This is a genomic window from Micromonospora sp. NPDC051924, from assembly GCF_055586005.1.
The window spans coordinates 54,451-69,563 of the sequence record NZ_JBVJJA010000008.1 but is presented as its reverse complement, the minus strand read 5'-3'; the positions used below and the strand labels follow the sequence as shown (position 1 = coordinate 69,563).

General features: G+C 74.9%; 14 protein-coding genes and 1 tRNA gene. 10 read left to right on the top strand and 5 right to left on the bottom strand.

Features of this window, described 5'->3' with window-relative positions:
* The first annotated feature begins 4 nt into the window (after positions 1–4).
* The 6 genes from ACZ6S5_RS08765 to ACZ6S5_RS08740 all read left to right on the top strand — a co-directional run bounded on the left by ACZ6S5_RS08765 (position 5) and on the right by ACZ6S5_RS08740 (position 5,750).
* A complete protein-coding gene (locus tag ACZ6S5_RS08765) occupies positions 5–748 on the top strand; it encodes a DUF4129 domain-containing protein (RefSeq protein WP_465999212.1) in 744 nt (247 codons plus the stop codon).
* Between the two features lie 28 nt (positions 749–776).
* Positions 777–1,358, top strand: a complete 582-nt coding sequence (locus ACZ6S5_RS08760; protein WP_465999210.1) for a hypothetical protein — start codon at positions 777–779, stop codon at positions 1,356–1,358.
* A 20-nt stretch (positions 1,359–1,378) separates the two neighbouring features.
* Positions 1,379–2,365 (top strand): AAA family ATPase, encoded by a 987-nt coding sequence (locus ACZ6S5_RS08755; protein ID WP_465999433.1) that lies wholly within the window; start codon positions 1,379–1,381, stop codon positions 2,363–2,365.
* Positions 2,365–3,729 (top strand): DUF58 domain-containing protein, encoded by a 1,365-nt coding sequence (locus tag ACZ6S5_RS08750; protein WP_465999208.1) that lies wholly within the window; start codon positions 2,365–2,367, stop codon positions 3,727–3,729. Before ACZ6S5_RS08755 ends, ACZ6S5_RS08750 begins: the two co-directional genes overlap by 1 nt.
* A gap of 16 nt (positions 3,730–3,745) precedes the next feature.
* Positions 3,746–4,318 (top strand): hypothetical protein, encoded by a 573-nt coding sequence (locus ACZ6S5_RS08745; RefSeq protein WP_465999206.1) that lies wholly within the window; start codon positions 3,746–3,748, stop codon positions 4,316–4,318.
* A 103-nt stretch (positions 4,319–4,421) separates the two neighbouring features.
* Positions 4,422–5,750, top strand: a complete 1,329-nt coding sequence (locus ACZ6S5_RS08740) for an NAD(P)/FAD-dependent oxidoreductase (RefSeq protein ID WP_465999205.1) — start codon at positions 4,422–4,424, stop codon at positions 5,748–5,750.
* A 141-nt stretch (positions 5,751–5,891) separates the two neighbouring features.
* Here ACZ6S5_RS08740 and ACZ6S5_RS08735 read toward each other — a convergent pair whose 3' ends face one another.
* Positions 5,892–7,724 carry a hypothetical protein gene (locus ACZ6S5_RS08735; protein WP_465999203.1) on the bottom strand — a complete coding sequence of 611 codons (1,833 nt, stop codon included), beginning with the start codon at positions 7,722–7,724 and terminating at the stop codon, positions 5,892–5,894.
* Positions 7,725–7,827: 103 nt separating this feature from the next.
* Between ACZ6S5_RS08735 and ACZ6S5_RS08730 the strand changes: the two genes are divergently transcribed.
* The 4 genes from ACZ6S5_RS08730 (at position 7,828) to ACZ6S5_RS08715 (ending at position 10,197) form a co-directional block, all read left to right on the top strand.
* Positions 7,828–7,908: transfer RNA gene (locus ACZ6S5_RS08730), tRNA-Leu, on the top strand.
* Positions 7,909–8,020: 112 nt separating this feature from the next.
* On the top strand, positions 8,021–8,866 hold the full coding sequence (locus ACZ6S5_RS08725; RefSeq protein ID WP_465999201.1) for a Bax inhibitor-1/YccA family protein: 846 nt from the start codon (positions 8,021–8,023) through the stop codon (positions 8,864–8,866).
* Between the two features lie 123 nt (positions 8,867–8,989).
* Positions 8,990–9,748, top strand: a complete 759-nt coding sequence (locus ACZ6S5_RS08720; protein ID WP_465999199.1) for a Bax inhibitor-1/YccA family protein — start codon at positions 8,990–8,992, stop codon at positions 9,746–9,748.
* Positions 9,749–9,876: 128 nt separating this feature from the next.
* Positions 9,877–10,197: a hypothetical protein gene (locus ACZ6S5_RS08715; RefSeq protein ID WP_465999197.1), complete on the top strand. Its 321-nt coding sequence runs from the start codon at positions 9,877–9,879 to the stop codon at positions 10,195–10,197.
* A gap of 4 nt (positions 10,198–10,201) precedes the next feature.
* Here ACZ6S5_RS08715 and ACZ6S5_RS08710 read toward each other — a convergent pair whose 3' ends face one another.
* From ACZ6S5_RS08710 to ACZ6S5_RS08695, 4 genes are all read right to left on the bottom strand, one after another.
* A complete protein-coding gene (locus tag ACZ6S5_RS08710) occupies positions 10,202–11,680 on the bottom strand; it encodes a CYTH and CHAD domain-containing protein (RefSeq protein ID WP_465999195.1) in 1,479 nt (492 codons plus the stop codon).
* A 40-nt stretch (positions 11,681–11,720) separates the two neighbouring features.
* On the bottom strand, positions 11,721–12,983 hold the full coding sequence (locus ACZ6S5_RS08705) for an acetyl-CoA C-acetyltransferase (protein WP_465999194.1): 1,263 nt from the start codon (positions 12,981–12,983) through the stop codon (positions 11,721–11,723).
* A 76-nt stretch (positions 12,984–13,059) separates the two neighbouring features.
* On the bottom strand, positions 13,060–13,857 hold the full coding sequence (locus ACZ6S5_RS08700) for an SGNH/GDSL hydrolase family protein (RefSeq protein WP_465999192.1): 798 nt from the start codon (positions 13,855–13,857) through the stop codon (positions 13,060–13,062).
* 129 nt (positions 13,858–13,986) lie between these two features.
* Positions 13,987–15,033, bottom strand: coding sequence for an SGNH/GDSL hydrolase family protein (locus ACZ6S5_RS08695; RefSeq protein WP_465999191.1), 1,047 nt, complete (start codon positions 15,031–15,033; stop codon positions 13,987–13,989).
* Positions 15,034–15,113 lie beyond the last annotated feature (80 nt).

The window sequence follows — 15,113 nt, the reverse complement described above, 5'->3', positions numbered from 1 at the left end:
TGGGATGGACCTCGGCGTGCTGCGCAGGTGGTGGCCGATCGCGGCGGTGACCCTGCTGCTCGCCGTCGCGGCGCTCGCCGCCGGTCACTCGTCGATCGGCGCCAGCCGTATCCCGCCCGCCGCGGACACCATCCCGTACGTGCCGGACTATCCCACCGCCGAACCGGCGCCCTCGATCCCGGTCGAACCGCGGGACGCCGGCCCGGCCACCTCGGCCGAGATTCCCCGGTGGATCCTCTGGGCCGCCCTGGCCGTGCTCACCCTGGCCGTGCTGGCCGCCGTCGGGTACGTGTTGTGGACGGTGCTCGGCGGGGCCCTGCGGCGGACCACCCGGGCGGTGCCGGTGCAGCGGACCCGACGTACCGCCGAGGGCACCGCTCGCGAGGTGGTGGCGGCCCTGGACGCCGGCCTGGTGGAGCTGGACGACCGGGACACCGACCCGCGGACCGCGGTGATCGCCTGCTGGGTCCGGCTGGAGGAGGCCGCGGAGGAGGCCGGGGTGCCCCGGCGCGCCGGGGACACCCCCACCGACCTGGTCAGCCGGCTGCTGCGTGGTGATCCGGCGGCCGGCGTCGCGGCGATCGCGAGCGCCGACGTGCTGGACGGCTTCGCGCACGTCTACCGCGAGGCCCGGTACGCCACCCACACGGTCGACGAGCGGATGCGCGACCAGGCCCGGGCCGCGCTGCGCCGGCTGCGCGGCGAGCTGACCAGCCTGGCCGCCGGCACCGCGGAGGCGACGGCATGAGCGCGCGGATCGGCGTGGTGGTGCCGGCGTGAGCACCAGCATCGACGACCTGCTGTCGTTCGCCGAGGAACCGGCCGAGGAGCCGGGCGGGACCCGGCCGGCGCGCCTGCGTCCGGTGCTGCGGACGCTCGCCGTCACCGCGGCGATCGTGGTGGTCGTGGTCGTGGTGCTCCGCGCGGTCGGGCTGCAGGTCTCACTCTGGATCATCGTGGCGGCCGTGCTCGCCGTGCTCGCCGTCCGCCGGGTCACCGGCGCCCTGTCGCCCCCGCCGCCGCCCCGGGCCGGCGCCCGGGCCCCGGCCGGGGAGGAACCGGGCACTTGGAACTGGGCCGCCCGGGACGCGCTGCGCGCCGCGATCAACGGCTGGGAACGCCCGCTGGACTGGTGCGCCGGCAACCGGGAGCGGTTCACCGAGCGGGTCCTGCCGCGCCTCGGTGAGCTGGCCGACGAGCGGCTGCGCCAGAAGCACGGGATCACCCGCGAGTCCGATCCGGACCGGGCCCGCACCCTGCTGGGTGAGCCGCTGTGGACGTTCCTCGGCACCCCCTCCCGCCGCCCCCTGTCGCCGCGCGACCTCGCGGCGATCGTCGCCGAACTGGAGAAGCTGTGAAGAAAGACGTGGACCGGAGCATGCCCCCCGCCGAGGTCGGCCGGCTGGCCCGGAACGTGCTGGACGCGGTCGGCACGGTCGTGGTCGGCAAGCGGGAGGCCCTGGAGCTGGTGCTCGCCGGCATCCTGGCCGGCGGCCACGTGCTGCTGGAGGACCTGCCCGGCCTGGGCAAGACGCTGACCGCCCGGTCGTTCGCGCAGGCCCTCGGGCTGGACTTCCGCCGCCTCCAGTTCACCCCGGACCTGCTTCCCGCCGACGTCACCGGCTCCTTCCTCTACGACCAGCGCAGCGGCGACTTCTCGTTCCGCGCCGGCCCGGTCTTCACCAACCTTCTCCTCGCCGACGAGATCAACCGCACCCCGCCGAAGACCCAGTCGGCGCTGCTGGAGGCGATGCAGGAGAAGCAGGTCTCGGTCGAGGGCGTCACCTACCGGCTGGACGAGCCGTTCCACGTGCTCGCCACCGCCAACCCGATCGAGTACGAGGGGACGTACCCGCTGCCGGAGGCCCAGCTCGACCGGTTCCTGCTCCGGGTGTCGTTCGGCTACCCGGAGCACGAGGAGGAGTGGGAGGTGCTGCGCCGGCGGATCGCCCGCCGCCGCGAGGAGGCCGAGATCAAGCCGGTGGTGGACGCCGGCACGCTGCGCGGCATGCAGGCCGCGCTGGAGGACGTCGTCGTCGAGGACTCCATCGGCCGGTACATCGTGGCGCTGACCGCGGCCACCCGGGAGCACCCGTCCGCGCTGGTCGGCGCCTCGCCGCGCGGGTCGCTGGCGCTGCTGCTGCTCTCCCGGGTACGCGCGGTGCTCGCCAACCGGGACTACGTGGTGCCCGAGGACGTCAAGGCGGTGGCGGTGCCGGCGCTGGCGCACCGGATCACGTTGCGCCCGGAGATGTGGCTGCGTCGGGTCGACCCGTCCTTCGTGGTCGGCGAGGTGCTGGAGTCCACGCCCGCCCCGGCCAGCGGCGCCCTGCCGAGCTACGCGGCCGGACCCGTCGGGCGCTGATGGCCGACCGTCACGAGCCGGCCGGCGGCTGGGCGCCCACCTGGGCGCTCGGCCGGGCCGTGCTGCTCACCGGGCTGCTGCTCGTCGCGGCCGTGCTGCTCGGCCGGATCGACCTGGTGGTGCTGGCCACGCCGTTCGCGCTGGGCACCGCGTACGGGCTGCGCCGACGGCCCGCCGCGCTGCCCGGGCTGGAGCTCGGCGCGGGCGACGCGCACCTGGTCGAGGGCGCGCCGATGGCCGCCACGGTCACCGTCGCCAACCCGGACACCGTCTCCTACGACGTGGCGGTGGTGCGGACCCGGATGTCCCGCTGGCTGCGGGTGGAGGAGGTCGGCTTCGGTGGGACCGGGGTGGACGTGAGCCACTCCGGCGGCGCGGACCGTCCCTTCGTCACCACGGTGCCCCGGGGCACCGCCGTGGACCTGTCGCTGACCGGGACGGCCCTGCGCTGGGGCCGGCATCCGATCGGCCCGGCCGGCACCCGGGTGGCCGCCGCCGACGGGCTGCTGGTCTCGCGCTCGGTGATCACCGAGCCGGTCCGGATGCGGGTCTACCCGATGACCGAGCCGTTCGAGGCGGTCGAGGTGATGCCGCGGGCGGCCGGCCTGGTCGGGGCGCACCACTCCCGGCGGCCGGGGGAGGGCGGCGAGCTGGCCGGGGTGCGCGTCTTCGCGCCCGGGGACCGGCTCCGTCGGATCGACTGGCGGGTCTCGCTGCGGGCCCGGCAGTTGCACGTGGCGGCCACCCTCTCCGACCGGGACGCCGAGGTGGTGGTCCTGCTCGACGTGCTGGCCGAGGCGGGCCGCTCCGGCGGCGTACGCGGCCCGGCGTCGGTGCTGGACACCACGGTCCGGGCGGCCGCCGCCATCGCCGAGCACTACCTGCACCGGGGCGACCGGGTGGCGCTGCTGGAGTACGGCCCGGCCGCCCGTCGGCTCCGCCCCGCCACCGGCCGCCGGCAGTACCTGACCGTGCTGGAGTGGCTCCTCGACGTCAAGGCCGAGTCCTCCCCGCACGAGCCGTACGACCAGGTCTTCGGTCCACAGCTGCTCTCCTCGGACGCGCTGGTGGTGGTGCTCACCCCGCTGCTCGACGAGCGCTCGGCCCAGATGCTCGCCCGGATGGCCCGGGGCGGGCGGTTCGTGGTCGCGGTGGACACCCTGCCGGCCGACCTGCCCCCGCCCCGGGACCGGGGCTGGGCCGAGGCGGCGTACCGGCTGTGGCGGCTGGACCGGGACACGATGATCGGCCAGCTCCGGGAGCACGGGGTGCCGGTGGTGCGCTGGGCCGGCGCCGGCAGCCTCGACCAGGTGCTGCGCGACGTGGCCCGGCTGGCCACCGCCCCACGGGTGGGTGGCCGATGAAGGCGGTGGGTGGCCGATGAACGAGCTGATGGAGGGGCTGAACGAGCGGCTGCGGGCGGCGCGGTTCCTGGTCAACCGGATCAGCCCGGTGCCGCTGCTGGTCCGCGTCGGCATCTTCCTCACGGTGCTGGTCGGCTTCCTGGTCGCGTACCCGGTGGAGGCGCTCGCGCCGCGCTCGCTGCTCGCCCTGGCGGTGGTGGCGGTGCTGCCGGCGGTCGGGCCGCGCCGGGTCTGGCCGACCTTCGCGGCGCTGGTCACGGTCGGTGGCTGGCTGCTCGCCACGGTGGGTTTCGACCGGCCGCCCGCGCTGTGGCGGCTGGTCGCGGTGGCCTCGCTGCTCTACCTGGCGCACACCCTCTGCGCGCTCGCCGCGCTGCTGCCGTACGACGCGGTGGTCGACCCGGACCTGGCGGTCCGGTGGCTGAGCCGGGCCGGCGGAGTGGTGCTGGCGAGCGCCGTGCTGGGCATCGTGCTGGGCTGGCTCGGCGGGGTCGGCGGGGACCGCGGTTCCCAGGCGGCGACCGTCGCGGGGCTGCTGGTCGCGGTGGCGCTGAGCGCCCTTCTCGGCTGGCTGCTGCGTCGCAGATAGCGGGACGTCGCGGGGACGTTGCGCAGGTCACAGGGGTTGTGCTCCGTCACAGAAGTGGGTCTCGAACGGGATTAGCCGAGCCGCCCGGGGAAAGATAGATGACGTGAACCCGAAGCGGATCCTTGTCGTGGGTGCCGGGCACGTGGGCCTGTACGCCGCTCTGCGCCTGTCCAAGAAGCTGAGCTCCCGTGAGGCCGAGGTCATCGTCGTCGACCCGCAGCCGCACATGACCTACCAGCCGTTCCTCCCCGAGGCCTCGGCGGGCAACATCTCGCCCCGGCACGCGGTGGTGCCGCTGCGGCGGGAGTTGCGCAAGTGCACGGTGCTGGCCGGCACGGTCACCCGGATCGACCACGCCCGCAAGACCGCGAGCGTGCAGCCGATCAGCGGCCCGACCCGGGAGGTGCAGTACGACCACGTGGTGGTCGCCCCCGGCTCGGTGTCCCGCACCCTGCCGATCCCCGGCCTGCACGAGCACGGCATCGGGTTCAAGACCATCGGCGAGGCCATCTTCCTGCGCAACCACGTGCTGGACCAGCTCGACGTGGCGGCCGCCACCACCGACCCGGCGGTCCGCCGGCGCGCGCTGACCTTCGTCTTCGTCGGCGGCGGCTACGCCGGCATCGAGGCGCTCGCCGAGATGGAGGACATGGCCCGCGACGCGCTGCGCTACTACCCCGAGCTGCAGCCGGACGACATGCGCTGGGTCCTGGTCGAGGCCACCCAGCGGGTGCTGCCCGAGGTCGACCGGGACATGGGTGCCTACACGGTGCAGCAGCTGCTCAAGCGGAACATGGACATCCGCCTGGACACCCGGCTGGAGTCCTGCGTCGACGGCGTGGTGAAGCTCTCCGACGGCGACAGCTTCCCGGCCGACACCATCGTCTGGACGGCCGGCGTGAAGCCCTCGCCGATGCTCGATGCGACCGACTTCCCGCGCGACGAGCGGCGCCGGGTCACCTGCCTGCCCACCCTCCAGATCGTGGACGGCGACCGGGTGGTCGAGGGCGCGTGGAGCGCCGGCGACTGCGCCGCCGTGCCGGACCTGACCAAGGAGCCGGGCAACTTCTGCTCGCCGAGCGCGCAGCACGCGGTCCGGCAGGCCGCCCGGATGGCCGACAACATCGCGAACGTGATCCGCGGGCGCGAGCCGGTCGACTACAAGCACAAGCACGCGGGCAGCGTGGCCAGCCTCGGCCTGCACAAGGGCGTGGCCCAGGTCTACGGCGTGAAGATGACCGGCTGGCCGGCCTGGTTCATGCACCGCACGTACCACATGTCGCGGATCCCGTCCTTCAACCGGAAGGTCCGGGTCGTGGTCGACTGGACCCTGGCCTTCTTCCTCAAGCGTGAGGTGGTCGCGCTGGGCCAGCTGCACGACCCGCGCGAGGAGTTCGCCGAGGCGTCGGCCCCGATGGGCGCATCCCGCTGAGTTCGCCGGAAAGGACCCCTCCCGTACGCGGGAGGGGTCCTTTCCGTTTGCTCGACTCGATATGCCGCGGAGCGGGGTGTCCGGCAGCCCGGGCACCCCGACCTGCCGCGAACCGTGCCGGTCATCCGGACGTTGGCGGGCTCAGAATCGCCAGGTCCAGGCGTCGGCGACCCGGGTGCCGGGGCCGAAGAGCTGCTCCAGGGTCAGCCGCAGGGTCTCCGCGTGCGGGGCGTCGTCGGTCAGCGCCACGCAGGAGGCGCCCCAGAAGTCGATGTCCCGCGCGGCCTGCCGCCGCTGCTGGTCCCCGATCGCCGGCGGCACCCCGCGCTTCGCCACGTCGGCCAGCAGGGCCGAGGTCGGGCGCTTGTAGGTGCCCATCGCCGCCGAGCCGTCCTTGCCGTACGGGCCGATGAAGAAACCCTCGGGCATGCCGAACGCGGCGTCGGCCGCGGTGCCCCAGCGCATCGGCCCCGGGTCCTTCGGGGTGGCCGCGGGCACCGGGACCAGCACCCCGCCGGGGCGTACGCACTGCCGCCAGTGGCCGGCGGAGATGAACTCGGGCAGCGCCGGCCGGTCGGCCGTGGGCAGCGGTGCGGGGAGGACGCTGAGCAGGGCCGCGCCGACGGCGAGGGGCACCAGCCGCCGGGACCGGCCGCGTTCGGCGAGGGCCCGGTCCACGGCGAGGGCCAGCACCGTGCCGGCCAGCGGCAGCACCGCCAGGGCGAACCGCATCGGCAGCGCGCCGTCCACCACCGGCAGCCCGGCCAGCAGCGCGTACGGGGCGGGCAGGCCGGTCCGCTCGCCGCCGACCACCACCTCGGGGCCGAGCGACATGACGGCGGCCACCAGCCCACCGGCGAAGCAGGCGGCCACCAGCGGACGGCGGCCCAGCCAGACCGCGCAGCCGACGGTGACCAGCAGCAGCGGCCAGCCGAGGAAGGTGTTGTACTCGGCCGGCCCGGTGGTCAGCCGGGCCGAGGCGTCGCTGCCCAGCACGGAGAGCGGAGAGAGGGTCGACCAGCTCGTCAGGTCGGCGGAGAAGTAGTAGGGGCTGAACATCCCGTCGGCGACGCCCTGCGGCCCGGCGAACTGGTGCCACAGCGGGTAGCCCAGCACGAGCAGGGCGAGGCCGGCGGCCACCAGCAGCCCGCCGGCGAAGCCCGGCAGCGCCCGGCGCAGCAGCGCCGGGTCCGCCAGCCCGTACGCGATCGCCATCACCAGGAGGGTGAACGCGGTGAGGAAGAGCACCTCCTCACCGATGAAGATCTGGACGGTGACCACGGCCGCCAGCCCGGCGGCCGAGCTGGCCATCCGCCGGCCGTCCGGCCCGTCCTGGCGGCCGGCCGGGTCGGCGGCCCGGAGCAGCCGGACCACCAGCCAGACGATCACCGGCACCAGCCACTGGGCCGTCATGTGCAGGTGGGCGTTGCTCTGCGAGACCATGCCGGGGCCGAACGCGCAGAGCGCCGCGCCCAGCGCGGCGGCGACCCGCCGGACGCGCAGCGTCCGGGTGAGGAGCAGGTACCAGGCGACCGCCGTGCCCGCCAGGTTCCCGGCCACGAGCAGGGCGAAGCTGACCGGCGCCCCGAACGCCAGGGTGACCGGGGCGAACAGCACGCCCAGCGCGATCACCGTGGTGTTGGCCATCAGGTTGACCCCGTCCGGCGCGTTGAGCCGGTCGGTGAGCAGGCCGAAGTCGCCGAGCAGGGCCCGCGAGTCGACGGCCAGGAACCACTCGTAGAGGGTCTGGTCCGCCGGGTTCAGCGCGAGCACCCGCTGTCCCGGAGCCGGCCAGAGCCCGTGGGTGAGCCACCCGGCCAGCAGCACGAAGAGCAGCGCGACGAGCAGGTCGGCGCGGCGCCGGACGACGGCGGCCAGCAGCCGGGCCGTCCGGGTCGGGCGGGCGACCGCGGGGTCGAGGCGGACGGCCTCGTCGGGTTCGGGCCCGGGGGCCGTGGGGGCGGCGCTGGTCACGGGCTCGACCATATCGGCGTGGCCCCCACGGGGTACGCCGGGTCGCCGCGCAACGGCTACGGTGAGACCTGCACCGCCGCGTGTCGGCGCGCCGGTGTCACCCGCCCGGGTGGTGGAACGGCAGACACGGCCGCCTTAAAAGCGGCTGCCGCAAGGCGTGCGGGTTCGACCCCCGCCCCGGGCACACGAGACTCTCAGCTTTCCCACAGCTTCGCGCCCGGCACGGGGGTGCGGGTCCCGTTTACCCTGGAGGCTGCACGTTCACGTGCATCGACCCCCTGAGGGAGGCCTGAGAAGTGAAGACCTCGAACCCGGTGCTCGCCCGGCTCGGCCAGGCGGCCGACCGCGAGCGGGCGGCCGGGTACGCCCAGCCCGGGCCGTACGGTCAGCCCGGATACCCGCAGCAGTATCAGCCGTACCCCCAGCAGCACCAGCCGTACCCGGCGGCGCCCGGCTACCCGGCGGCCCCGCCCACCGTGACCCCGATGACCCTGGACGACGTGGTCGTCAAGACGGTCACCCTGCTGGGCATCCTCGGCGCCACGGCCGCCGCCACCTGGGCCGTCCTGCCGGACCAGCTGCTCGGCCTGGCCTGGATCGGCGGCGCCGTCGTCGGCCTGGTGCTCGGCCTGATCATCTCGTTCTCCCGGATGGCCAACCCGGCACTGGTCATCGCGTACTCGATCGTCGAGGGCGTCTTCCTCGGCGCGGTGAGCAAGACCTTCAACACCCTCTACGACGGCATCGTGCTCCAGGCCGTGGTGGCGACCTTCGGCGTCTTCTTCCTGATGGCGATGCTCTACAAGTCGCGCGTCATCCGGGCCACCCCGAAGTTCGCCCGGATCATGATCGCGATCATGGGCGGCCTCTTCGCGGTCATGCTGATCAACCTGGTGCTCGCGCTCTTCGGCGTCAACACCCACCTGCGCGACGGCAGCCCACTGGCCATCGGCTTCAGCCTGGTCTGCATCGTGGTCGCGTCGCTGAGCTTCGTGCTCGACTTCGCCAACATCGAGGACGGCGTCCGGATGGGGCTCCCGCAGCGCTACTCCTGGACCGCCGCCTTCGGCATCGTGGTCGGCCTGGTCTGGCTCTACCTGGAGGTGCTGCGCCTGCTCAGCTACTTCCAGGGCGACGACTGACCGTCCCGTACTCCGGCGACGCCCGCCTGCCGCGACCGCGGCGGCGGGCGTCGCCGTTTTCCCGCCGCCGCCCGGCCACCCGGGGCAGAGTGAAGACCGGGGTACGTCGCCGAGGAGGTCGCGGTGCGGAGTGCCAATCCGGTGCTGGACCGGCTGGACGACGTCGGCCGGGCCGAACGCCAGGTGCTGGGGGTCGGCGCCGTCGAGTCGATGACCGTGGCTGACGTGGTCAGCCGGACGGTCGGGCTGCTGCTGCTCACCGGCGTCACGGCGGCGATCGCCTGGGTGGCCGTCCCGCAGGCGTGGTGGATCTCGGCGGCACTGGCCGGCAGCGCCCTGGCCAGCCTGGCGCTGGTGCTGTTCATCTCGCTGAAGCAGGTCACCAACCCGCCGCTGATCGCCGCGTACGCGGTGCTCCAGGGGCTGCTGCTGGGCGTGGCGAGCCGGGCCTTCGAACTGGTCTACCCGGGGATCGTGGCGCAGGCGGTGATCGGCACCTTCGGAGTCTTCCTCGGCATGGCCCTGCTCTACCGGGCGCGGATCGTCCGGGCCACCCCGCGACTGGCCCGGCTGGTCCTCGGCACGCTGATCGGGATCGTGGCGATCGGCCTGGTCAACCTGGTCACCTACCTGCTCAGCGGGCGGCAGGGACTGGAGATGTACAGCCTGACCGCCCGGGTCGGCTGGCTGCCGTACGTCTTCTCGGTGGTGGCGATCATCGCCGGGGCGCTCAGCTTCATCCTCGACTTCGACCTGGTCGAGCGCTCGGCCCGGGCCGGCCTGCCCCGCCGGTACGCCTGGTACTGCGCGTTCGGGCTGCTGGTCGGGTTGATCTTCCTGTACTGGCAGATCCTGCGCCTGCTCAGCTACGTCCGTCGCTGACCGTACGACAACTCCAGCTCGGCTGGCGGCCATAATTCGGCCTCCGCGCCGCTAGGCGGCGCCCCGGTCCGAATGGAGGCCGGTCTGCCGCCGCGCCGCGACCTGGAGCCGTCGTAGACTCGGCCGCGATGAGCGCAGCGGAACTGGACCGGGCGGTGGAACTGCTGGTCCGTCAGGTCGGGCACTGGGAGCAGCCGCGCTGGTCGGCGCAGGCCGAAGGGGGCAACGTGTCCCGGGCCGACCTGGTGCACAAGCTGGTGCAGGAGATCGCCAACCTGGCCGCGGACGCGGCGGGCGAGTCGCGTCGGGAGGTCCCCCGGCTCGGCAGCGACCTGGCCCTGCCCGACCAGCTCCGGGTGGTCGCCGCCGACCTGGTGGCGGCCGGCGCACCCGAGGCGGTGCTGGGCCGGGCCGCGGCCGCGATCGCCGCCACCCGGTCGGCCCTCTGACCGGTCACCGCTTCAGCCAGCGCCGGACCTTCCGCTTCCGGGCCCGGTCCGCGGCCCGGACCAGGGCCGGCACGTCCCGCTCTGCCGCGGTGGCCTGCCGCGCGTGCAGGATCCCGTAGGTGAAGGTGTTCTCCCCGTCGGCGTACGCGCGCAGCGCCTGCTGGCGCAGCACCTCGCGGGTCACCACCGAGTCCTGGTGCGCGCCGAGCTGGTCCTGGAGCTCCTTGAGCCGGTCCACCAGCTTCGCGGCCGGGCCGCCCATGGCCGGCTCGCGCACCTCGACCGCGTACCGGGCCCGCTTGTAGGCCTTCCGCGCCTCGTGCAGCGCCACGTCCGCCCCGTCGGGCAGTGCCCGGTCCAGCCGGTCGTCGGCCCGGGTCACCGCGCGGCGGACCCGGCGGGACACCCAGCGGGCGTCCACCGTCTTCGCGGTCGGCCCCTCCACCAGCGCGTCGAGCCGGCGGAGCAGGTCGGCGTACCGGTCGGAGCCGAGCGCCGCCCGCAGGTCGTCGAGGGCGGTGGCCAGGTCGGCGGCGAACCGTTCGGCGAGCCGCGCGGCGACCGGGCCGAGCACCAGCTCGTCCGGTTCCGCCCGGACCGCCTCGGCGAGCCGGGCGGCCATCACCTGGGTGTCCCGCACCGGGCCGAGCCGGCCGCCCAGCCAGCTCAGCTCCGCCCGCACCGCCTCGCTCTCCCGCCGCTCCCACAGCCCCCGGAACGTCCGCAGGGTGGAGCGGAGCCGGCGTACGGCGACCCGCATGTCGTGCACGGCGTCCTCGTCGCCGCCCCACGCGCCGGGGTGGTTGCCGATCAGCGCGTCGCGCTGGGCGGTCAGGTAGTCCAGCACCGGGGCGGCACCGGGGTCGGCGGGCGCCGGGCGGGCGGCGGCGAGCCGGCCGCCGAGGGCGCGCTGCGACTTGGACACGGGCACCGGGCGGGCGCCGGCCGCGCGCAGCCGGGCGTCCACCGCGTCGAGCAGCGCCTCGTCCCCGTCGACCAGCTCGACCTCGATCTCGTGCCACGCCTGCCGCTCGCCGCTGACCAGGTCGTGCGCCTCGACGCTGTCCTCGGCGACCTCCGCGAGGGCCCGGCCGGCGGTGTCGAGGAGGCGGCGTTCCCGGCGGCGGGTGACGATCCGGGCGGCGGGGGAGACCGCCCCGCCCCGGGCCGCGGCCCGGAAGAGCGCGGCCAACCCGGCCGGCGGCTCGGTGTCCTCCGGCCCGGCGGGGAACTGGTACTCGGTCCGGGCCCCGGTGGCCGCACCCACCTTGAGGTGCCAGCCCGCGTCGTGCCCGCCGGTACGCCGGCGCAGCGCGAAGCCGCTGCGGGCCAGCCGGAGGTCGGGGGTGTCCAGGTAGACCGCGTCGAGGTCGTGGGCGGTGGCGTCGGACGTCGTCACGACGCCACCGCACCCGGTCAGGTCGGGCAGCCGGAACCCCTCGTCGCCGGAGTACTTCCGTTCGCGTTCCACGACGGTTGCCATGGCGCCTCCCGTACCCGGCTGCGACTCCGGGGAATCGACCTCAGCTCAGTCGCTCGAGCACCATCGCCATGCCCTGGCCACCGCCGACGCACATCGTCTCCAGGCCGATGGTCTTGTCGTGCCACTCCAGGGCGTTGAGCAGGGTGCCGGTGATCCGGGCGCCGGTCATGCCGAACGGGTGGCCGACGGCGATCGCGCCGCCCATCACGTTCAGCTTCTCCTCCGGGATGCCCAGCTGCCGGTACGACGGGATCACCTGGGCGGCGAACGCCTCGTTGATCTCGACCAGGTCGACGTCGTCGATGGTCATGCCGGCGCGCTGGAGCGCCTGCTTCGACGCCTCGACCGGGCCGAGGCCCATGATCTCCGGCGACAGGGCGGTGACGCCGGTGGAGACGATCCGGGCCAGCGGGGTGAGGCCGAGCTCCCGCGCGCGCTGGGCGCTCATGATCACCACGGCGGCCGCACCGTCGTTGAGCGGGCAGCAGTTGCCGGCGGTGATCCGGCCGTCCGGGCGGAACACCGGCTTCAGGCCGGTGACTCCCTCCAGGGTCACCCCCGGGCGCGGGCCGTCGTCGGTGCTGACCACGGTGCCGTCCGGCGTGGTGACCGGGGTGATCTCGCGGGCCCAGAAGCCGTCCGTGATCGCCTTCTCGGCCAGGTTCTGGCTGCGGACGCCGAAGGCGTCCATGTCCTCGCGGGTGATGTCGTAGACCTGGGCCAGGTTTTCCGCGGTCTGCCCCATGGCCAGGTAGATGTCCGGCAGTTGGCCGGCCTCGCGCGGGTCGGTCCACACCTCGGCGCCGCCCTGGGCGCGGGCCGCGGAGCGCTCGCGCGCCTCGGCGAAGCGCGGGTTCTCCCAGCCGCCGCCGACCAGTGCCTGCGCCTCGGGGGGCAGGGTGTCCGAGTTGCCCCGCGCGTACCGGGAGACGGTTTCGACGCCGGCGGAGAGGAAGACGTCGCCCTCGCCGGCCCTGATCGCGTGCATCGCCATCCGGGTGGTCTGCAGCGAGGAGGCGCAGTAACGGGTCAGCGTGGCACCGGGCAGCCCGTCCAGGCCCAGCAGGGTGGCGACCACCCGGGCCATGTTGAAGCCCTGCTCGCCGCCGGGCAGGCCGCAGCCCAGGTAGAGGTCGTCGATCGTGGTGGGGTCCAGCGCGGGGACCTTGTCGAGGGCGGCCTGGACGATGGTGGCGGCGAGGTCGTCCGGGCGGACGTCCCGCAGGGAACCCTTGAACGCACGGCCGATGGGGGACCGGGCGGTGGCGACGATGACGGCGTCGCGGGGCGACTCAATCGGCATGAACCAACGTTAACCCGCGGGTAACTTGGCGCGGAAGCTGGCGGGTGGGCGGGAAATGTCACCCCGCTCGGCCGGCTCAGTGGTGCCGGGAGGCGACCGTCGCCGCCGCCTCGACCGCCGGCAGCAGCGCGTGCGCCCAGACCCGGTAGCCGTCGGCGGAGGGGTGGTAGCCGTCGTGGCAGAGCGTCCCGGCGTCCGCCCGGAACACCGGGCCGGTCTCGGTGCCCAGGTCCACCACCGTGCCGCCGGCGTCCAGCACGGCCGCCGTCTGGGCGCGGGCGATCCGCCGGCCGGACCAGGCGATCACCTGCCGCAGCGGGGCGGCGACCGCCCGCACCGCGCCGAGGTCGGGGCAGGTGGCCACGACCACCTCGACGTGCGCCTCGCGCAGCCGGCGCACCGCCGAGCCGAGGTACGCCGCCGCGTCGGCCGGCCGGGCCAGCGCGGTGGCGTCGTTCGCCCCGATCAGGATCACCGCCACGTCGGGCCGCTCGCCGAGCAGCGCCCGGGCCACCTGGGTGGCCAGGTCGGTGGAGCGGGAGCCGGAGACGCCCACGCTGGACAGGTGCACCCGCCGGCCGGGCGGCCCGTCGGCGAGCAGGTGGGCGAGCTGACCGCCGATCGTGTCCTCGAAGCGGGCCACCCCGACGCCGAGGGCCGACGAGTCGCCCAGCAGCACCAGCCGTAGCGGCGGGGCGCCCGTGTGGCCCACCGTGGCCCGCAGCGCGAGGCCGAGTTCGGGCTGGGCGTACTGGCGGTTGCGGGCGGCGATGGCCTGGCCGGCGAGGACCGCTGCCCCGCCCACCGTGCCGGCGACCAGGGAGAGGGCCGCGGCCCGACCCAGTCGGGTGACAAGTTCGTTACGTTGCGTCATGACGACACCTCCCCGGTCCGACGGTGCGGACCGGTCCGCTCGCGGCGCCGGTGGCTGTCTTCCCCCGAACGACCTCGAACATGAGCGTGGCCCGCGTTGTGTCTGCTGATGATGCCCCGCCAGGCCGGCTCATGCCAGCCCCTCCAGGGTCGATGACTCGGCCGAGGAGCTGGCCTGCGGCACCGCGCCGACCCCGAAGAAGGCCCGCCGTCGAAGCTGCGCCCACCGGCCACCGGGGCCCCGGTCGCGGCCCCGGACCTGGGCGCCGCTGACCTCGGTGCCGGCGTGCCGGGCCGCCTCGTGGGCCGCGTCCGGGAGCGACCGGACGCCGCCCCGCGCGCCGAGCGGCACCCGACGGTCCGGACCGGCGCCCAGCGCGGAGAGCACGGTGGGCAGCAGCGCCGCCGCGGCGACCGCGTACCCCTCGGCGGAAGGGTGGAACCGGTCCCAGGCGAACATCCGGGCCGGCTCGGCGGCGAACCGGGGACCGAGCAGGTCACCGAGGGAGACCGTCCAGCCGCCCGCCTCGACCACCGCGACCGTCTGCGCGGCGGCGAGCTGCCGGCTCCAGCGGCGGGCCAGCCAGCGCAGCGGCGGCTGGATCGGCCGGATCGCGCCCAGGTCGGGGCAGGTGCCGACGACCACCTCGCAGCCCGCGGCGCGCAGCGTGCGGACGGCGTCGATCAGGTAACGCACCGCCACCGTCGGCGGGGTGCGGTTGGTGACGTCGTTGCCGCCGATCAGGATGACCGCGATGTCGGGCGCCATCTCCAGGGCCGACTCGACCTGCGGCTTGAGCCCGGCCGACAGGGCACCGACCACGGCGAACCGGTGCAGCCGGACCGGCCGGTGCAGCCGGCGGGACAGCCCGGTGGCCAGCAGCGCACCCGGGGTCTCCCGACGGCGGTGCACGCCGTAGCCGGCGGCCGAGGAGTCGCCGAGGATGACCATGGTGACCGGCGGACCGGGGAGCTTCGGGCCGTACACCCCGTCGCAGCGGGGCGGGGGCGCCTCGGCCATCGGGATGGTGCGCCGGGCCTGCCGGGCCTGACCGAGCAGCACCCCACCCGTCGCGACGGTGGCCGCCACGGTGGCGCCCGTGCCGATCGCCGCCACGCGGGCGATCCGCCGGACACGCTGCCAGCCGGCCGGTGCGACGGAACCAGCGTCCCCCATGAGGTCGACATTATCGCGCCACCACGACACCCGCTCTCCTCGTGATCAGGAGGCTGGGCGACGACCGTTCGGGGTACCTG